An 18,698-nucleotide genomic window follows, 5' to 3' on the forward strand; every position below is an offset into this window, starting at 1 on the left:
TCTAAGAATATCCGCTTTAACTTCTTAATTTAATTGCAGGCTCAAGGAGGTGTAATACAAGATGTTAGAACCTTTTGCAAAGCCTTTCTATATCACACAGCCCTTACTGCCTGATATGGATGAATTGAATGAAATGCTTAAAGAAATATGGGCAAGCAAACAGTTAAGTAATAACGGAAATATGGTAAAACAGCTGGAAAAAGATCTATCCTCTTACCTCGGCGCCAATTACCTCTCTGTATTCTCAAATGGAACAGTTGCATTACAATTAGCATGTAAAGTTTTAAGATTATCCGGCGAAGTTATCACTACACCCTTTACTTTTGCTGCTACTGCCCATTCCTTAGTTTGGAACGATATTAAACCTGTATTTTGTGATATTGAGGAAGATTCCTTTAATATAGATACCGACCAGATTGAATCCTTAGTAACGGAAAAAACTACTGCAATCATGCCCGTCCATGTATTCGGTTACCCCTGTAATGTAGATAAAATACAGCAAATTGCAGATAAATACGGCCTTAAAGTATTGTATGATGCGGCACACGCATTCGGAGTTAAAGTGAATGGTAAGCCTATCTCAGGCTTCGGCGATATCTCCATGTTTAGTTTCCATGCGACAAAAATATTTCATACCATTGAGGGGGAGCTTTAACATTTAAAGATCCGTATCAGAAAGAAAGAGCTGACTCTTTAAGAAACTTCGGTATCCGGAACGGTGAAAATGTTATGGAACCAGGAACGAACGGAAAATTAAATGAAATCCAGGCTGCTGTTGGTATTTTACTGTTAAAGCAAGTAGAAAGTGAAATCGAAAGCAGAAAAGAGATTACTAATTTGTACCGTCAACTGTTAAATGAAGTTCCCGGAATCATTACAAGCAAAGATAGAGACGGTGTTTGCCATAACTATTCCTACTTTGTTGTTCGGGTAGATAAGGATGAATATGGCCTGTCCCGTGACGAACTCTATGAGAAATTATTGGAATACAATATAATAGCCAGAAAATATTTTTATCCTCTTTGCAGTAATTTTCAGTGTTATAAAGATTTTCCTTCATCCCGGAAGGAAAATCTTCCGGTAGCAAATAAAATTTCTGATATGGTACTGTCTCTTCCGTTACATGGACGAATGCAAAGAAGTGACGTAGAAAAAATCTGCGCTATCATAAAAGCTATTCAAAAGGGTTGATTTTAATGAAAGACATCGTTATCATCGGCGCCGGCGGCTTCGGAAAAGAAGTTGCCCAGCTGATAAAAGATATAAACAAGGATAAAAAGACATGGAATTTGTTAGGATACATTGATGAAACAGTGGAAAAACACGGTTCATTAATTAATGAGACTCCCGTACTCGGAAGTTTTGACTGGTTTGAAAAAAGCAGTAGAAGCAAAGTATGGGCAGTTTGTGCACTGGGAAATCCACGAGATAAATATAAATTAATTCAAAAAACTTCGGCTTATCCTATTAATTATGCCACAATAATACACCCTGATGCAAAAATAAATAAGTACAGTGATTTGGGATTTGGCTGTATCATTTGCTGCAACTCTTTTATATCCGTAAATACAAAGATAGGGAATCATGTATGCATTAATCCAGGCTGCGGTATCGGTCATGATACTATCATAGAAGATTATACTTCCCTGTACTGGAATGTTACCTTATCCGGAAATGTATTTATCCACGAAGGTTGTGAAATAGGCTCAAAAGCAATCGTAATACAAAAAAAGACTGTTGGGAAATGGAGCATTATCGGCGCTGGTGCAGTTATCATAAGGGATTTGCCTGAATACTGTACAGCTGTAGGTGTACCTGGGAGAACGATAAAAATATCAGAACCATGAACCAGCATATTAGATGAACGGCGGTAAAAAAACACCGCCTTTTATCGGAACTTTGGATACCAATTTCCGATAAGCATATTTATAGAAAGGACTGCTGAGATTGAAGCAATCATTTAGTAATAATATCAACCGCTTTACCGATACGGTAAAAGATATAAAGGAAAAGTTATTCAGCAAAAATAATAATTATGTAGAAAGCTATGAGGCGGAGGAAAGTCAACTAGTAAAGAAAACAGATATCAACAAAATTCCTCCGTTTATAAACTTTGTAACGTTTAACAGAATGGGACTGACGATAAAAAACCTGAATAATATCCTTGATTCTGAAGAAGATTTTGAATTACACATCATTGATTGTAACTCAAAAGATAATACCTGGGACTATATCCAGAGTTTAAATGACAAACGGATTAAATCCAAAACACGATTCACCTTAAATCTTGGTCCCATTTATCCCTTAAATTACAGCCTGACCAAAAGAAAACCCGGACAGTATTTTATTACCATTGACAGCGATACTTTTATTAAAACCAAAAATTGGATAGCAAAATTTATGGAAGTATTTGATGCTTTTCCGGATGTAGGTTTATTAGGGTTATGAGAGATCGCCCGTATCCAAGGTACCTGCCTCCTGTCATTGCCAGAGAAAAAGGGAATATAAACTATCTGCAATTAAAAAACGCTGCGGTAGGTGTAGATCTTGATTTCGTACCTGGACAGCTGCAATGTTTGAGGCCGGAATTGATTCAGGAAATAGGCTATTGGAGTGAAGAATGCGGTTATGGTGATGCTGAAATCTCTCCCAGGATTGTTCATTATACCAATTTTAAGGTTGGATACTTAACCAATGTTGAGATTGATATGACCCAGTATATCGGATGTAACCAATGTCCGGGCAGAGATATCTGCAAACTCAGCAAGAGTGTAAATTCCTGTTTTTCACTCAGTAAATCTTCGAATTATAATGAATCATTTGTAAGAAAACACGGCTGGAAATATCTCGAAACTTTTAAAGAACTTGAGGCAGGTAAACGAACTGCTTATTGCGCTTCCGTTCATGACCCGGAATCAATGAAAAATCATTATTATAATCAAATATGGGCTTCTGAAAACTTTGATTATTATATCAAAAATTCAAATTAACAAGCAATTACAAAACCATAAGTATTATTAAAAGATAAATGTTAATAAACGGTCCGCTTATATTTGATTACTTAAAACAACTTTCTCATGAACTGCAATTATTATGGCAGGAGGAAGTTGTTTTATATTTTGTACCTTTCTGTAGCTTTTTGTAACAACGGCTCGTATAGCCACATACTATATAATTATACCAGACAAAAATATAGCCATTACAGATTACTTACACATGAAGTTTTCTGTACGGAATATGGAGGTTTATTCATGACACCACCTTTAATCAGTTATTCCACTTTTCACAGAATGGGCTTGACCGTCAGGAACTTAAATTCTCTATTAAGATCTACGGATGACTTTGAGCTCCATATTATAGATAATAATTCACAAGATGATACCTGGGACTATATCCAAAGCTTAAATGACAGCCGTATCAAATCGAGAGTCCGTTTTCCTTTAAATTTCGGGCCAATTTACCCCATAAATCTGAATCTGACCCGTAGAAGGCCGGATCAGTACTTTATCGTATTGGAAAGTGACGTTTATTTATACACTCCTGATTGGATCAGCCGTTTTATGAGAGTCTTTGAGACTTTTCCGGAAGTTGGACTCCTTGGAGTCCCAAGGCCTATCCCGCTCCCTGGTTTTGAACCTGAGGTTGTTACCATGGAGAAATATGGCATTAGCTATAATCAGTTAAAATATTGTGAAGTAGGAACAATACGTGATTTTGTACCCGGACATTGTCAATGCCTTAGACCGGAACTGATCAATACCATTGGGTATTGGTGTGAAGAGAATGGTTACGGTGATGCTGAAATTTCAATTCGAATTAATAAATACACATCCTTTAAAGCGGGACTTACAACGAATATACCTATTGATCTGACTCAAACCATACCTTGTCAGATATGTGAGGGAATCCAGTTCTGTAAACTGAACAGAGCTGTAACCACTTGTTTTGACATTCGCAATAATAAATACAAAAATGTGTCCTTCTCTGCCCTCAACCGTTGGAAGTATTTTGAGTATTTCAACGAACTAAACCAAGGAAAAAGAACTGTTTATTGCGCATCCATACATGACCCTATCTCTTACGCTACACACCTTTATCATATGGACTGGGCTACGGAAAATTTTAATTATTATGCAATAAATGCAAATTAAATAATAAATACGATGCAAAAGATAAATTCAGGGCCAAACCCTTGCTTAGCCCTTACTTTTACCGAGATAACAAGAATGGAGGTATAAGACTTGATGAGCGGTAAATTAACGATACTTGATGACTATTTTCCAAATCTGACTACAGGTTTTCGTATATCCGAATTTAATTACTATCTGGAAAAGTTTCCTGCCAGTGAAGTAATCTCCACCAGATATGACACTCATTATGCTGAATATGTAGCAGCTTATCCGCAGTTTGTAAATAGAGTTAAACCTTTCACACAGTTTGACTGGACCGGACAATCCACATCATTATACTATTCGGTTTTTTTAGGAAACGCCTTTTCTTTTTATTTTATGTATGAGATGTTTCAAACACCGTATGTATTTGAGTTATATCCGGGCGGTTCATTCTGGATTAATGACCCGGAGATTGATGCTAAATTAATAAAAGTTCTTCAATCGCCGTTATTGAGAAAAGTCATTGTTACCCAGAAAATGACTTATGATTATATTGTAAACCGGGGTTATTCGTCACCGGATAAAATTGCCTATATTTACGGCCTGGTTACCCATCCCCAGTATTTCCTGCTGACACCGCCGAAAAGACACTACGGTACGGAAAAACAAACCTTTGACATCTGCTTCGTAGCTCATAAATATATGGCACAGGGACTTGACAAAGGTTACCATATCTTTATTAATGTCTGCAAACAACTGGCGGCTGCTGCCCCGCATATGGTATTCCACGTTGTTGGTAATTTTGACCGGACTGATATAGACATTACCGGTTTAGAAAACAGGATCATATTCCATGGTTTAAAAGACCACAAATTCTTCCCGGACTTTTACGCAGGAATGGATATCATTGTTTCGCCTAATGCACCATATATCCTAATTCCGGGTAAAAGTTTTGACGGTTTTCCTACCGGTTGTTGTATAGATGCCGGTTTACATGGTGTTGGTGTTTTTTGTACCGATCCCTTAAATCAGAATGTCCATTTTGAGCATAGAAAGGATCTGTTCTTAATCAACCTTGACCCGAATGTTATTACTGCAAATATTCTGGAATATTACTATGATCCTCAGAAATTATATCAGATGTCAGCAAATGGCCAGGCAAAATTCAAAGAAGTATTTGATTTTAATAAACAGATGAGTCAAAGGGCTGCCGTTCTGGAGCAATTCATGTAATTACCGGATATCACTTTCTGGGACTGTTACAAAATTACAAAACCTTTAACTTGTGTCTGGAATTTGGAATTTTAGAACAGCCCCTCCCGAAAAAGCTTTTCACATGGAATAGACCAGTCTGTAGCTTTTATTTATACTTAAGCCAATAACCTGAACACTTTTACATAATTCTTAATATAGTATTATGTGGAACTTTACAGATTAACCATTCATAGACCAAAAAACATGTCTCAGAAAGGAGATGCTACTACTTTGGAAACTCAAACCTTTCTATCTGCCGGTACCACCTTTGTATCAAGTACTTTAGCACCTTATAACTTATCAACCAGTGCCGTAATTGCTGTTGGAACCCATCCGGTATATCAAGACAGTATAAGTTTTCTTAGATTTGACTTATCATCCATCTCTGCTGCAAATGCAAGCAGCGCTGTACTTCGTTTATTTGTATTTGAAAAAGAAGGTGCAGCACCTAGTCCGGTCGTAATAAACAGGGTAACCTCAGATTATGATATTAATACGGTAACCTACAATACAAGACCTGCTTATGTTAATACAGAAATCACGTCTGAAGTTTCATCAGATGAAGTTATTAAATATATAGAGATTCCCGTTACCACACTGGTAAACCAATGGCTGAACGGGGATTTTCCCAATTACGGATTTGCTTTAACCAATCCAGACGGAACCACATCCGTACTGTTTGGCGGGAAACCTGTGGGAGCGTCTTATGAACCCCAGCTGGTTATCACTTACTCATCGGAAACACCTGGCAAATTAACAGGAATCCAGGCACAGCTTCAAAGAAGTCCTGGTACAATCATTGCTGATGGTGCCAATGTTATTTTTGATTCTACTTTAACGGACCAGTCCGAAAGTATTTCCTATAATCCCGCAACCGGAGAATTTACCATTTCGAAACCCGATAATTATTATATCAGCTGGTGGGTAACAACAGATGGTTCAGCAGGGCCGGTTAATATGGTATTTGGTTTAGTTGCTGACGGTACCACAATTGCCGTGGGTAATTCACCTGATGTTACAGGACAGGTGGATGGCGATGGCTTTTTAACCGTTTCTAATGATCCTGTTACTTTAACATTGGTTAATCAGACCGGTGCGGATGTTTTATATGCAAATATACCGGTACAGGCAAATATTTCAATTATAACAGTCGTAAGTGATTCAAGCGTATGATTTGATTTGCAGAAATAAATAAGCTGCTGTTCCTGGTAATTTTACAGGACTGCATCTGAAAGTGGGTTATATTTCCCGGTAATTGTAATTCAATCCCGCAATTACCAATGGGATATACCCACTTTATAATGAGTTTTCCGGATTATCCGGCTGCTTAATCTTAAATTCCTCAATTAAGTTAACTGCCTGTTCCGCCCACCTTATATACGCTTTATATACCTGCTCCCCGAAAAGGACCGTGAGGTAATAATATAAATGGTCCGTATTTTCCGCCATAACATTTTCCAGATTTTTTTCAAAAAGCGTTATCATTTCCAGATTTCTTTGATGCTGTTCTCTAAATGCATTAATTCTGCTTATATTTTCTTCTGCCGAGATACGGCTGCTGAAAAAAAGTTTCAGCAGGATTTCATATCTCGTATATTCCTTTGTCTCTGGAATCTCCAGCCATTCTTTTAACACCACTCTTCCGGCCCCGGTAATGCTATATAGGTATTTTTCCGGACCTTTGGAACTCTCAGCAGATTTCTTTGTGATCAGACCTTCGGACTCAAGAGTCTTTAGTGTAGGATAAATCTGTCCATATCCAACCTCCCAGAAATAACGGATCATAGAATCAATTCTTTTCTTAATATCATATCCGCTTAGTTCCTCATGATCTAACAGTCCCAGAATGATATAGGCAGTAGTGTTGGATTTCGCCATATTACTTCCATTCCTTTCATATATTATAAAATCTTTACTTACAACTATATCAGTATGATATAGTCATGTCAAGACTGAATGGAATTCTCCCCAGAATAAGAATAAATTTTACCATCATTAGAATTGATTTTAAAATTGCTGCTATTATAACTACATAAAAATTAACTATTTTAATATCAATATTAATAATATTAATTAAATAATTAATTATTTTAATTTAAATATTGACAATCTAAAATATTAGGAGTATAGTAAAACCATCAATTTACATTAGGAGGTTGAAACCATGAAATACAAAGCCCCTGGAAAATGTCCGGTATGCGGAGAGAAACTGGCAATCACAAAACTGGGCTGTCCCAAGTGTTCAACAGCCATAGAGGGTGATTTTCAACCCTGTGAATTCTGCCGTCTTCCGGAAGAGGATCTTGATTTTGTCAAGGTGTTTATCAAATGCAGAGGTAACATTAAAGATGTGGAAAAAGAACTTGGTATCTCATATCCTACGGTACGCGGCAAATTAGATGCAGTTATAAGAGGGCTTGGGTTTGAAGTACCTGTCAAAGATACGGTCAAAGAGAATGATGCTAAGGCAGCACTGCGGAATGAAATCCTGGATCAGTTATCAAAAGGTGAAATTACTCCAAAAGAAGCAACAGAAAAAATTAAAAATTTATAAGAATATTGTGATTAGTCTCGCAAAATTATGGGAGCCAAAAGCCTCGGATACGAGGTTTGGGAAGAATAGCAAATAACGCTATTCTTCAGGATTTGTACCTGCGGCTCAAAGTTTGCAGGTTATGAGAAAGGGATGGTTATTACTATGAATGAACAGCTAAAAATATTGGAAATGATTGAAAAAGGCCAGATCACAGCCGCCGAAGGTATGGAATTATTAGAAGCACTTAATGGGAATAAAGAAACGGAAATACCCGCCGTTATCGCACCAAGCGGGAAAAGAAATTATAAGTTCTTAAAAATCAAAGTTACTTCCGATAACCATACGGTAAATGTTAATGTTAATGTACCAATCCGCCTGCTTACTACTATCGGAGAAATTGCAGACAAGATGACTTCTATTGTACCGGCAGACGCACGTAAGGAAATGGCCTCTAAAGGTGTGGATATTACCAGCATGGATTTTGCCCGTATCATTGAAGAAATAATTAACGGCACTTTGGACGATCCCAATATTGTTGATATAGAAGCATGGGATGAAACACATCAAGCAATGGTGAAGGTTAATATATATGTGGAATAGAAATTTCCGTATTATATGGTTCAGGCTCCAAATGGAAAAAAATCCGTATTTTGGATTTCCATTTCCGATTCCATTATATATGTTCACTGAGATATTGGATTGCATCTTGGATTTGTTATCTGTTATATGCCTTTTTGTACCTAATTCTCAACCTGCTTCTAACACTGTATCCTTATATACCATAAAAAATCTTGTGGAAATAATAATAAAATTGCTGGATTCCATAGTGGATGGTGGACCTTATGATCTTGTCGACGTGACGGCCGATCATATCAGGGTTTCAATTAAAATCAGATAAGACTATTCCGTAGGAGGTTACTATGTCAAAACTTTTATTTAAATATTTATCAATTATATTAACCATATATTTATTATCAACCATAATAGATGGTATATATATTGGTGATATTTCCTCATTACTGGCTATGGGATTAGTTTTATTGGTGATTAATTTAATAATAAAACCGATACTGCTTTTAATTACCCTGCCATTTAGCATCCTTACCCTCGGATTATTTACTTTTATTGTAAATGCCTGGACCATTATGATTGCCGACCATTTTATATCTGATGTAAATATGAACGGATTTTTAAATTCTTTACTGGCGGCATTTATTATTACAATCCTGTATCACCTGTTCCGGGATATGAACAAAGCCTAATACTATCATAACCAAAGGAGCTGTTGCAAAATTCAAAATTTATATTCTCTCCCAAGCACAATAAGTTTATTATTTTGTAACAGCCTCTTTTGATTATACCTATATGAACTAATATCCCAAATCATCATTTATAATAATAACCTTTATCCTGTCCTTTATAAATTGCCCGGTAATTAAGACAAAATCATTACAAATACGCTGCTTATGCCTGCAATCAATGCACCGGTTAAGGGATACACAGGGAGTTTCCTTGCCCAGCCGTTTTGCATCCAGAGGAGCCGCAACCTGTCTTGTTCTTTTTATTGCCGAATCAACATCATCCGTAAGTTTATTGATACCGATAATAACGATAACCTGTTTCGGTCCATAAAGCATTGGTGCCACACGGCTTCCGTTTCCGTCAATATTAAAGATTTTGCCGTCCAGGGTAAGGGCATTGGTACCGGTTATAAAGGTATCCGCCGTAAAATTTTTCAGATAAATCTGCCGTTTATCTTCCAAAGTTAAACCAGGTGCAAATTTATCATAAAATTCATAATTTCCTCTTCTGAGAAAATCAAATACGCCTGTTTCCTCTAAAGTAACCGAATCTCCGCAGCCTACAATTGAACCCTCCGGAACCAGTTCGATAAGCAGATGAAACAATTCTTCTTTGCTGTTTACATAATATCCTGCCATATTGTTTTTATTTAAATTGGTTATTACTTTTTCTATTATGGGATCCATAATTACCCCCACTTTACTTTATTATATCCTCTTTAGCCGCTGCTCTTTTTGATATGATACAAATGTGCCGTTTGTAAGAATTCATTTAATAAAAATAAATTAACTTTATCATGGGTTTGATATAGTTTAGAATTCCTTTCACTTTCCAATATATCGGTACATTCGCCGCATATATCCATACCTATTACTTTTTGATTGTTCAGTATTGTCTTTAACAGACTGCTTAATGTATCTAAGGAAACTTTTCCCTGATCCCAATTGGTTTTTACTGTTTCCGCACTTAATACATCTTTGTCAACGGAAATATATAAAGGCTCTTTTATAAATGCATTTTTAAACCAATTTAATGTCTTCTTATTTGCTAAATCTTTTTCAGAAAACCATACTACCTTTTCTTTATATTGATATAATACTGAGAAAATATATTTTTCATCAATTCCCATCAAATATATCTTATTTAAATAGGGATTGCACATCATATCCTTAACCCATGAGCCGCAGGACAAAACATTGCCGAAAGCAGGCGGCTGCATATCCGTGTGATGATCAAATAACAAAAGGGAAAATGGCTCCGTAATCTTATCCGCCCATAATTTACTTACATAATGATAATTGCCCGAATCAATAAAATGAATCCCATAAGGAGAATAAGGATTCATTAACATTCTTAATTCACTCTCTGCTATTTCATCACAGTAACAATTCGTTCCAAGTATATATTTGCAATCTATCCATTGAAACTCTTCATTTTTATAAAAATTCTCTTTTTCATAAACACCTGAAAAATTCATAACTATGATAGGATTTTTCATCATAAACACCCCTTATAAATAACTCACAAAAAATCAGTTATAAGCCAGTCTGTCTAGTTTTGAAGTTCCTGCATAAATTACCCATAAGAATATTATAAGACATTATTTGACGGAATTTCAATACTCATTTGAAATTTGTTTCTGATTTGACTGATATTTAGTAGTATTTTCCTATTGGGGAGGGGTTATTCAAACAATTGCTTTGTAACTTTTTTTCTTTGCTCAAAATCATATAAAATTAAGAATCTCTATTTACTTTTCTGTTCTCTCATCTGCAAAATCCCACTATTTTTTATTTGCTTTCGAATTTTCCCTGCATTTTCTCTTCACAAACTTTGATGCCATGGTAAAACATCCAATTCAATGGTGTTTCTATCCCTAATTCTTTTCCAAGTGTTACTACCTTACCTGCAAACATTTCAATCTCCGTCATTCGTCCGTTATCCAGATCCTGCAGTGTGGATGGTTTATTCGCAAAAGGCAATCTTTGTATTGCAGGTTCCTGTCGTTTTATATCTTCTTCTCCTAAATCAATGCCAAGACGGTTAGCAATTCTAATTACCTCCCACATTGCATTAAGCCTGATTGCATTAGCATGGTCACTTACCCGATATGCTCCGAAAGGAATCCCTAACATGGCACAGGTTAAATTTTCACCTACATTACACATGAATTTAAACCACATACCCCGAATCATATCCGCCTCGATTCTGTATGCTATATTGCTTGCTTCAAATAAATTTTGCACCGCTTTTACCCGGTCTGTTAATTCCGTATTTTTTGCCTCTCCAAAATACACCTTTCCCAATTCCGGGTCATAATCGGCGGCACCGTCTTTCATAACGATAGAAACCCGCATATAAGAATACATAACGTGTTCCCATCCATAAACTTCTGCAATCTTCTCCTCACTGTCTATTCCATTCATAACGCAAAGTATCTGTGTCTGTGGTCCTACCTGATTTCGAATATCTAAAATTGCCTGACTAAGACCTGTATCTTTTACCGCCATAATAATAAGGTCGGCTGCATCCTCTTTTATATCCGGTGTCATAAAATTAAATTTATAATTAATTCCGTTTACCGTTACGCCTTTAGTCTGTAATCTTTCCTTTCGTTCCCCATCGGCAAGAACTCTGAAGTTCTCATTACCCAGATATTCCTTTAACTTTGGTGCAAAAAATACACCCATAGCCCCTAAACCAATCAGGGTTACTTTTTTTATTTCCATAATGATCTCCTTTACTCTTACAATATATTCTAAACATTTGCATAATTACTATAATAGTTACGGAAACTGAAATTGAATATTTTATTGCATAATCTTACACTATAGATAATTATATGTCCGGAATTATAACCTTGTCAATTTTATTAAGCTTTATAATTATTTAATTATTTATATATTAAAAACACTTTTCTTATGTTAAAAAATGGATTAAGATTAATTTATAAAATTATAATTATACAAAGGAGACTTATTATGTCAATTGAAGCAGTAAAAGAATATTTTAAAAAATGGGATATGGAAAACCGTATTCAAGAATTTTCCGAATCCAGTGCAACCGTAGAAGAAGCTGCAAAAGCATTGGGTTGTGAAGAAAAAAGAATTGCAAAAACTATGTCCTTTCTGGCAGATGGTAAGGTCATTCTAATCGTAATGGCGGGGGATGCCAAAGTGGACAACGCCAAATATAAAACCGAATTTCATACAAAAGCGGTTATGGTAAAAGGGGATGAAGTTATGGAATTGACCGGACTTCCCATAGGCGGTGTCTGCCCTTTCGGAATCCGTGATGGTGTAATCGTATATTTAGATGAATCTTTAAGAAGGTTTAAAACAGTATTTCCAGCCTGCGGCAGCCGTAACAGTGCAATTGAACTTACCATTCCTGAATTGGAAACTTATTCAAATTCCAGCGGTTGGGTAAATATAGGGAAAGGTTACGAGTAAATATATCCCGCTTTCAAAAACTCCGCCCGAATTGACATTCAATTATCAGAATGTTATAATGATAATAATTAAAAATTTAACAATCGTCAATTTATTCTGACGCCAAAATTTCATTATTAAGGCGAAAGGTTAATTCTAATAAGAATGTATCTGTGCGTCCTTTGTGGCGCATTTTTTTATGAACACAAAAGGATACTATCCGTTAACTACGGCATTCCTATGCCGATTAAATATAACTCACGGGAAAGAATATCTGACCCGAAAGAAAGGAAAATAAAATAATGTATAATCCAAAATCTCTTAAAGCAGAGGAATTTATCGACAACGGAGAAGTACTTGCTGCACTCGCCTATGCGGATGCTAACAAAAATAATCTGAAACTGGTGGATGAACTACTAGAGAAAGCAAGCTTAAGAAAAGGACTTACTCATAGAGAGGCTTCCGTTCTTCTTGCCTGTTCTGATGAGGAGAGAACACAGAAAATGTATGATCTTGCCGAACAAATCAAAAAGGATTTTTACGGTAACCGTATTGTTATGTTCGCCCCGCTATACCTGTCTAATTATTGCGTGAATGGCTGTGTATACTGCCCATATCATCTGAAAAACAAACACATTGCAAGAAAAAAACTAACCCAGGAAGAAATCATAAAAGAGGTCACCGCTCTTCAGGACATGGGTCACAAGCGTCTTGCAATTGAAGCCGGTGAAGATCCTGTCAATAATCCCATTGAATATATCTTAGATTGTATTAATACCATATACAGCATAAAGCACAAGAACGGAGCGATCCGCCGTGTCAATGTAAATATTGCGGCAACAACGGTGGAGAATTACCGTAAATTAAAAGAAGCCGGAATCGGTACTTATATTCTCTTCCAGGAAACTTATCATAAGGAAAGTTACGAAAACCTTCATCCGACAGGCCCGAAACATAATTATGCATATCATACGGAAGCAATGGACCGTGCTATGGAGGGCGGAATTGATGATGTCGGCCTTGGTGTGTTATTTGGTCTTGAACTTTACCGTTATGAATTTGCTGCTCTTTTAATGCATGCGGAACACCTGGAAGCCGTACATGGTGTAGGTCCCCATACTATCAGCGTTCCCCGTATCAAACACGCGGATGATATTGATCCCAATGCCTTTGATAACAGTATCAGTGATGATATTTTTGCAAAATTATGTGCACTGATCCGTATCTGCGTACCATATACCGGTATGATTATCTCTACCCGTGAATCACAGGAAGTACGTGAAAAAGTAATCCGTCTTGGGGTATCCCAGTTAAGCGGTGCTTCCCGTACCAGTGTTGGCGGTTACAATGAACCGGAACCGGAAGATGAACGTACGGAGCAGTTTGACGTTAGTGACCGGAGAACACTGGACGAAGTAGTAAAATGGCTTATGGATTTTGGTTATATCCCTCTTTTTGTACAGCCTGTTACAGGGAAGGCAGAACCGGCGACCGTTTTATGGCATTGTGTAAAAGCGGCCAGATTCAGAACTGCTGCCATCCCAACGCACTTATGACTTTAAAAGAGTATCTTATGGATTATGCTTCTGAAGAAACAAAAGCGATTGGTGAAAAACTGATTGAAGCAGAATTAAATAATATTCCAAAAGAAAAAGTACGTGAAGTATGTATGGATCATCTTGTAAAAATAGAAAACGGAATCCGTGATTTTAGATTTTAATGGAGGTATACCATGGGACTTAATGAAACCCCATCCGCTAACAGAATCCACATCGGCTTTTTCGGAAGACGTAATGCCGGGAAGTCAAGTCTGGTAAATGCGGTTACAGGCCAATCATTGGCTGTTGTTTCCGATGTGAAAGGAACTACTACGGACCCAGTATACAAAGCAATGGAATTGCTTCCTTTGGGGCCGGTTATGATTATAGATACACCGGGAATTGATGACGAAGGCGGTCTTGGAGAACTTCGTGTAAAAAAAGCAAAACAGGTATTAAATAAAACGGATATCGCCATATTGGTCGTAGACGCTTCGGAAGGATTAAAGGATACTGACCGGGATCTTATTCATACCTTCACAACAAAAGAGGTTCCTTATCTGATTGTTTATAATAAGTTAGACTTGCTTTCTTCCGTTCCTCCTGCAAAATCCAGCGAGATCTATGTCAGTGCGGAACATTTTACCGGTATACAGGATTTAAAAGAGAAAATTGCACATATTACTTCGGTGGATGATGAAAAATTGAAAATAGTTGCAGATTTACTTCATCCCTCCGACTTTGTTGTACTTGTAACTCCTATAGATAAGGCGGCACCGAAAGGCAGACTGATTTTGCCCCAACAGCAGACAATCCGTGACATTCTGGAAGCGGACGCAACTGCAATTGTGGTAAAAGAATATGAGTTAAGGGATACTCTTTTAAATCTTGGCAAAGAACCGGCAATGGTAATAACCGACAGCCAGGTATTTGCAAAGGTATCCGCCGACACTCCAACACATATACCCCTTACCTCTTTCTCCATACTGATGGCAAGATACAAGGGACTACTTGATACATCTGTGAAAGGGGTTACTGCAGTTGAAATGTTAAATGACGGGGATAAGGTACTGATTTCTGAAGGATGTTCCCACCACCGTCAATGTGACGATATCGGTACAGTTAAAATACCTCGCTGGTTAAAAAATTACACCGGCAAAAATATAACCTTTGAATTTACGTCCGGCACGGAATTTCCTGAAGACCTGTCCCCGTATAAAATGATTATTCACTGCGGCGGTTGTATGTTAAATGAACGTGAAGTACGTTACCGTATGAAATGTGCCGTCGACCAGGGTGTAGCGATTACCAATTATGGCGTAACCATAGCCTATATGCAGGGTATTTTAAAACGCAGCATAAAAATATTCCCGCATCTTGATGTCTTACTTGAGGATAAGAAATAGATACTTAGGCTGGTACCTAGTGGGAGGTTATATGAGAATTGAATCAGATAAATTAGGTCAGATGGAATTTTCCGACAAGGAATTATATGGCCTGCAGACCAAACGGGCTTATGAAAATTTTAAATTAGACCATAAAGCTACCAATCTTAATCTAATATATTCCATTGTAAAGATTAAAAAAGCGGCGGCAATGACTTATATCAACATCGGTGCTGATAAAAAAGGCATTTATCCACCGATTATAAATGCTTGTGACCTCATTCTGGCCGGAGAGGCAAACGAACAGTTTATAACCCAGTCTCTTCAGGGCGGAGCCGGAACATCAACTAATATGAATGTGAACGAGGTAATTGCCAATCTTACACTGAAAGCTTTAGGACATCCTCCGGGTTCTTATGACATCATTCATCCCCTGGATGATGTCAACCGGGGCCAGTCCACCAATGACGTATATCCAACCGCTTTACGTATAACTGCAATTGAAACTTTAAGAATTTTAAGCATTGAATGTGCGAAACTACAGGAAGCACTCCAGAAGAAGGAAAATGAATACGACTCCATTAAAAAAGTCGGCAGAACGGAGTTAATGGACGCCGTTCCAGTCACACTGGGTTCAGAATTTGGTGCATATGCCCAGGCTATAGCCCGTGACAGGTGGAGGCTTTATAAAGTGGAAGAACGGTTACGCCAGGTTAATATCGGCGGAACCGCTATTGGTACCGGAACCAATGCAGATAAACAATATCGGTTTGGAATTATTGAAGTTTTAAGAGATTTAACAGGTATAGGATTGGCTGTTTCGGAATACCCTCTGGATATTACTCAGAATAATGATGTATTTGTGGAAGTTTCCGGACTTTTAAAAGCGCTTGCCGTCAATTTGATGAAAGTTTCAGGTGACTTAAGGCTTATGAATTCCAATGCAATAGGTGAAATCCGGCTAAAACCGATGCAGCTGGGCAGTACAATAATGCCGGGAAAAATAAATCCCGTGATTCCGGAAATGGTAACTCAGGTTGCAATGCGTGTAATGGCAAATGATTATGCAATTACTACGGCATCGGCTCTTGGGGAATTTGAGCTGAATGCGTTTCTACCCCTTATTGCAGACTCACTGTTAGAAAGTCTGGAGCTGCTGGTAAACGCAGTAAAACTATTTCGTGAAAAGTGTATCGACCTTACCCAGCCAAATCCAGTAAGGTGTGATGTTTTATTGAACTCTTCTTTTGCTTTTGCCACGGAATATACGGCTAAGCTTGGTTATGAAACTGTCAGCCGTGTTCTGGAACAATACAAAGAGGACAAGGAAAGAGCAAAACAGATACTGGATAATATGCTTCCTAATTAATTGGCATAGAATCTGAAGTAACTCTTCGTAATTCAGCGTTTTTTGTTCCTATCAAATACATTATAACAATCCACTATGGGGCTGTCGCACTAAATGCGGCGCCCTTTTTCATTTCCGTGAAAGCAAAGTGAGAATCAGCAAGCTTGCTTGCAATAATTCGAACGCGCACCCGAACCGAAGAAACTCGCAAAGCGTGTTTCTTCCGGTTAGAGATGTTTATCACATTTTAGGGTATCAAAATAGCGTGTGATTATTATCCAACAGAGACACGTTCTCACTCGGTTGCCGCACATAGCGGTACATAAGGTTGAGGCAGATAAGTGATTCTGCCACAACCTTATGTACCAATAAAGCAATATGATAATGTAAAGTTTACAAAAGAGAACAAAAAAAGTGAGGAATAAATTTACTTTTTGCAGTATGATTTTTACAGGAGGTGAAGAAATGGAGTGGCTGAAGAACTTAAATAATGCAATCGACTATATTGAAACCAATTTAGACAGTGAAATTTCCTATGAAGAAGCCGCTAAAATCGCATGTTGCTCTACCTATTATTTTCAACGAATGTTTACCTATGTGACCGGGATTTCATTATCCGAATACATCCGACACCGGAGAATGACACAAGCTGCATTTGACCTACAGTCTATGGATGTAAAGGTTCTGGATATTGCGCTAAAATATGGTTACACATCCCCTACGGCCTTTAACAGGGCATTTCAGAGCGTCCATGGCATTACTCCCGCTTCCGCAAAGTCAAAGGGAAACAAATTGAATGCTTACCCTCCAATAAGATTTTCAGTTCAGGTGTCAGGAGGCCAAACTATGCCGTATCGGATTGAGGAAAAAAAACCTTTAAGAATTGTAGGTATCCGTGTTCTATTAACGGAGGACATGGAGGAAAACAAAAAACTTGTTCCACCTTTCTGGAACGAGGTATTATCAACCGGCCAATTTCAAGAAGTCTGTAGATTGTCAAATCAATCCCCGGCTGGCGTATTAGGAGTTACCGCTTACCAGGATGTCAATGAGATTTATTATTACATTGCAGCTGCAACCGATCAGCCTGTTCCTGCGGCAATGTTCGAACACGTAATTCCTGCTGCTACATGGGTGATTTTTGAATGTGACGGTCGTTTCAAGGAATCGATTCAAAGCATTTTTAAGCGTTTCCTAACAGAATGGCTTCCATTCTCCGGATATACTTATGCGGAACTGCCGGATATTGAAGTCTATCCAATCAGTAAAGAAAGTTCGCAAGAAGGACATTCTGAAGTGTGGATTGCAGTAAAAAAAGAGAAGGAGAATTAAAAAAATGAAATACCAGATTGAAATTAGGAATATAGAGCCAATCCGTGTTGCTTTTCTGCATTATAAAGGAATTGCAACCGAGGCAAACAAGGCTTTTCCCAATGTGTTTAAGTCCATTCGTGGAAAAACAAATGGAGCGCCGTTTTTCTGCTACTATGTGATGAACCCGGAAACAAAAATGGGTGAAATGGATTTATGCGTACCAACTGCGGAAACACCTACCGTTAATGGAATTGAAGTAAAAGAAATGCCTCAAATCAAAGCCGTTTGTGTTACGCACACCGGTTCTTATGAAACCTTACATCAAGCTTATACTGCAATTGACCAATATGTAATGGAGCATATTCTGCAATTGCAACCACCCTTTCGAGAAGTCTTTATTAAGGGGCCGGGGATGTTTCTGAAAGGGAATCCGTCTCAATATATTACAGAAATATTCTTCCCGTTTAAGGAGGATTAG

Annotated in this window: 19 protein-coding genes and 2 pseudogenes; 17 read left to right on the plus strand and 4 right to left on the minus strand. The window is 37.5% G+C overall.

The genetic code is table 11. The features are described 5' to 3' along the window. Positions 1 to 133 precede the first annotated feature (133 nt). The 7 genes and pseudogenes from Ana3638_RS22415 to Ana3638_RS22440 all read left to right on the plus strand — a co-directional run bounded on the left by Ana3638_RS22415 (position 134) and on the right by Ana3638_RS22440 (position 6,539). Positions 134 to 1,191 (plus strand): annotated as a pseudogene (locus Ana3638_RS22415) (DegT/DnrJ/EryC1/StrS family aminotransferase). Between the two features lie 5 nt (positions 1,192 to 1,196). Continuing rightward, complete coding sequence (locus tag Ana3638_RS22420) at positions 1,197 to 1,847, plus strand: acetyltransferase (RefSeq protein WP_161840013.1); 651 nt, start codon at positions 1,197 to 1,199, stop codon at positions 1,845 to 1,847. A 100-nt stretch (positions 1,848 to 1,947) separates the two neighbouring features. Continuing rightward, positions 1,948 to 2,448: a glycosyltransferase family 2 protein gene (locus Ana3638_RS26650; protein ID WP_330587746.1), complete on the plus strand. Its 501-nt coding sequence runs from the start codon at positions 1,948 to 1,950 to the stop codon at positions 2,446 to 2,448. Beyond that, positions 2,445 to 2,990, plus strand: a complete 546-nt coding sequence (locus Ana3638_RS26655; protein WP_330587747.1) for a hypothetical protein — start codon at positions 2,445 to 2,447, stop codon at positions 2,988 to 2,990. Before Ana3638_RS26650 ends, Ana3638_RS26655 begins: the two co-directional genes overlap by 4 nt. Before the next feature lie 261 nt (positions 2,991 to 3,251). After that, positions 3,252 to 4,151 carry a glycosyltransferase family 2 protein gene (locus Ana3638_RS22430; RefSeq protein ID WP_161840014.1) on the plus strand — a complete coding sequence of 300 codons (900 nt, stop codon included), beginning with the start codon at positions 3,252 to 3,254 and terminating at the stop codon, positions 4,149 to 4,151. 93 nt (positions 4,152 to 4,244) lie between these two features. Then, complete coding sequence (locus Ana3638_RS22435) at positions 4,245 to 5,345, plus strand: glycosyltransferase family 4 protein (protein ID WP_161840015.1); 1,101 nt, start codon at positions 4,245 to 4,247, stop codon at positions 5,343 to 5,345. 252 nt (positions 5,346 to 5,597) lie between these two features. Then, a complete protein-coding gene (locus Ana3638_RS22440; RefSeq protein ID WP_161840016.1) occupies positions 5,598 to 6,539 on the plus strand; it encodes a DNRLRE domain-containing protein in 942 nt (313 codons plus the stop codon). Positions 6,540 to 6,662: 123 nt separating this feature from the next. On the opposite strand, the gene Ana3638_RS22445 is transcribed toward Ana3638_RS22440, so the two are convergent. Beyond that, on the minus strand, positions 6,663 to 7,244 hold the full coding sequence (locus tag Ana3638_RS22445) for a PadR family transcriptional regulator (protein WP_161840017.1): 582 nt from the start codon (positions 7,242 to 7,244) through the stop codon (positions 6,663 to 6,665). 286 nt (positions 7,245 to 7,530) lie between these two features. Between Ana3638_RS22445 and Ana3638_RS22450 the strand changes: the two genes are divergently transcribed. The 4 genes from Ana3638_RS22450 to Ana3638_RS22465 all read left to right on the plus strand — a co-directional run bounded on the left by Ana3638_RS22450 (position 7,531) and on the right by Ana3638_RS22465 (position 9,164). Next, positions 7,531 to 7,920 carry a DUF2089 domain-containing protein gene (locus Ana3638_RS22450; RefSeq protein WP_161840018.1) on the plus strand — a complete coding sequence of 130 codons (390 nt, stop codon included), beginning with the start codon at positions 7,531 to 7,533 and terminating at the stop codon, positions 7,918 to 7,920. 144 nt (positions 7,921 to 8,064) lie between these two features. After that, positions 8,065 to 8,502, plus strand: coding sequence for an SHOCT-like domain-containing protein (locus tag Ana3638_RS22455; RefSeq protein ID WP_161840019.1), 438 nt, complete (start codon positions 8,065 to 8,067; stop codon positions 8,500 to 8,502). 31 nt (positions 8,503 to 8,533) lie between these two features. Next, a complete protein-coding gene (locus Ana3638_RS22460; RefSeq protein WP_161840020.1) occupies positions 8,534 to 8,800 on the plus strand; it encodes a hypothetical protein in 267 nt (88 codons plus the stop codon). A gap of 22 nt (positions 8,801 to 8,822) precedes the next feature. Continuing rightward, positions 8,823 to 9,164 carry a phage holin family protein gene (locus Ana3638_RS22465; protein ID WP_161840021.1) on the plus strand — a complete coding sequence of 114 codons (342 nt, stop codon included), beginning with the start codon at positions 8,823 to 8,825 and terminating at the stop codon, positions 9,162 to 9,164. Positions 9,165 to 9,272: 108 nt separating this feature from the next. On the opposite strand, the gene Ana3638_RS22470 is transcribed toward Ana3638_RS22465, so the two are convergent. The 3 genes from Ana3638_RS22470 to Ana3638_RS22480 all read right to left on the minus strand — a co-directional run bounded on the left by Ana3638_RS22470 (position 9,273) and on the right by Ana3638_RS22480 (position 11,933). Further along, positions 9,273 to 9,890 (minus strand): lactate utilization protein, encoded by a 618-nt coding sequence (locus Ana3638_RS22470; protein ID WP_161840022.1) that lies wholly within the window; start codon positions 9,888 to 9,890, stop codon positions 9,273 to 9,275. A gap of 32 nt (positions 9,891 to 9,922) precedes the next feature. Next, a complete protein-coding gene (locus Ana3638_RS22475) occupies positions 9,923 to 10,705 on the minus strand; it encodes an arginase family protein (RefSeq protein WP_161840023.1) in 783 nt (260 codons plus the stop codon). 289 nt (positions 10,706 to 10,994) lie between these two features. Continuing rightward, entirely contained in the window at positions 10,995 to 11,933 is a 939-nt protein-coding gene (locus tag Ana3638_RS22480; RefSeq protein WP_161840024.1) for a ketopantoate reductase family protein, read from the minus strand. Positions 11,934 to 12,185: 252 nt separating this feature from the next. On the opposite strand from Ana3638_RS22480, the gene Ana3638_RS22485 reads away from it, so the two are divergent. The 6 genes and pseudogenes from Ana3638_RS22485 (at position 12,186) to Ana3638_RS22510 (ending at position 18,698) form a co-directional block, all read left to right on the plus strand. After that, on the plus strand, positions 12,186 to 12,656 hold the full coding sequence (locus Ana3638_RS22485) for a YbaK/EbsC family protein (RefSeq protein WP_161840025.1): 471 nt from the start codon (positions 12,186 to 12,188) through the stop codon (positions 12,654 to 12,656). A gap of 281 nt (positions 12,657 to 12,937) precedes the next feature. Further along, a pseudogene (gene hydG / locus Ana3638_RS22490) lies at positions 12,938 to 14,355 on the plus strand ([FeFe] hydrogenase H-cluster radical SAM maturase HydG). A gap of 12 nt (positions 14,356 to 14,367) precedes the next feature. Continuing rightward, a complete protein-coding gene (gene hydF, locus Ana3638_RS22495; RefSeq protein ID WP_161840026.1) occupies positions 14,368 to 15,579 on the plus strand; it encodes a [FeFe] hydrogenase H-cluster maturation GTPase HydF in 1,212 nt (403 codons plus the stop codon). A 31-nt stretch (positions 15,580 to 15,610) separates the two neighbouring features. After that, the gene (locus tag Ana3638_RS22500; RefSeq protein ID WP_161840027.1) at positions 15,611 to 16,927 is read left to right on the plus strand and encodes an aspartate ammonia-lyase; all 1,317 of its coding nucleotides are present in this window, start codon (positions 15,611 to 15,613) and stop codon (positions 16,925 to 16,927) included. Positions 16,928 to 17,371: 444 nt separating this feature from the next. After that, positions 17,372 to 18,238 (plus strand): AraC family transcriptional regulator, encoded by an 867-nt coding sequence (locus tag Ana3638_RS22505; protein WP_161840028.1) that lies wholly within the window; start codon positions 17,372 to 17,374, stop codon positions 18,236 to 18,238. A gap of 4 nt (positions 18,239 to 18,242) precedes the next feature. After that, a complete protein-coding gene (locus tag Ana3638_RS22510; RefSeq protein WP_161840029.1) occupies positions 18,243 to 18,698 on the plus strand; it encodes a GyrI-like domain-containing protein in 456 nt (151 codons plus the stop codon).

It is taken from the genome of Anaerocolumna sedimenticola (assembly GCF_009931695.1).
In the GTDB taxonomy this organism is placed as follows: domain Bacteria; phylum Bacillota; class Clostridia; order Lachnospirales; family Lachnospiraceae; genus Anaerocolumna; species Anaerocolumna sedimenticola.

Coding starts and splice junctions, on each gene's coding strand:
- Ana3638_RS22420 (WP_161840013.1), top strand. CDS start 1,197: ATGAAAGACATCGTTATCATCGGCGCCGGCGGCTTCGGAAAAGAAGTT.
- Ana3638_RS26655 (WP_330587747.1), top strand. CDS start 2,445: ATGAGAGATCGCCCGTATCCAAGGTACCTGCCTCCTGTCATTGCCAGA.
- Ana3638_RS22430 (WP_161840014.1), top strand. CDS start 3,252: ATGACACCACCTTTAATCAGTTATTCCACTTTTCACAGAATGGGCTTG.
- Ana3638_RS22435 (WP_161840015.1), top strand. CDS start 4,245: ATGAGCGGTAAATTAACGATACTTGATGACTATTTTCCAAATCTGACT.
- Ana3638_RS22445 (WP_161840017.1), bottom strand. CDS start 7,244: ATGGCGAAATCCAACACTACTGCCTATATCATTCTGGGACTGTTAGAT.
- Ana3638_RS22450 (WP_161840018.1), top strand. CDS start 7,531: ATGAAATACAAAGCCCCTGGAAAATGTCCGGTATGCGGAGAGAAACTG.
- Ana3638_RS22455 (WP_161840019.1), top strand. CDS start 8,065: ATGAATGAACAGCTAAAAATATTGGAAATGATTGAAAAAGGCCAGATC.
- Ana3638_RS22460 (WP_161840020.1), top strand. CDS start 8,534: ATGGAAAAAAATCCGTATTTTGGATTTCCATTTCCGATTCCATTATAT.
- Ana3638_RS22465 (WP_161840021.1), top strand. CDS start 8,823: ATGTCAAAACTTTTATTTAAATATTTATCAATTATATTAACCATATAT.
- Ana3638_RS22470 (WP_161840022.1), bottom strand. CDS start 9,890: ATGGATCCCATAATAGAAAAAGTAATAACCAATTTAAATAAAAACAAT.
- Ana3638_RS22475 (WP_161840023.1), bottom strand. CDS start 10,705: ATGATGAAAAATCCTATCATAGTTATGAATTTTTCAGGTGTTTATGAA.
- Ana3638_RS22480 (WP_161840024.1), bottom strand. CDS start 11,933: ATGGAAATAAAAAAAGTAACCCTGATTGGTTTAGGGGCTATGGGTGTA.
- Ana3638_RS22485 (WP_161840025.1), top strand. CDS start 12,186: ATGTCAATTGAAGCAGTAAAAGAATATTTTAAAAAATGGGATATGGAA.
- hydF (WP_161840026.1), top strand. CDS start 14,368: ATGGGACTTAATGAAACCCCATCCGCTAACAGAATCCACATCGGCTTT.
- Ana3638_RS22500 (WP_161840027.1), top strand. CDS start 15,611: ATGAGAATTGAATCAGATAAATTAGGTCAGATGGAATTTTCCGACAAG.
- Ana3638_RS22505 (WP_161840028.1), top strand. CDS start 17,372: ATGGAGTGGCTGAAGAACTTAAATAATGCAATCGACTATATTGAAACC.
- Ana3638_RS22510 (WP_161840029.1), top strand. CDS start 18,243: ATGAAATACCAGATTGAAATTAGGAATATAGAGCCAATCCGTGTTGCT.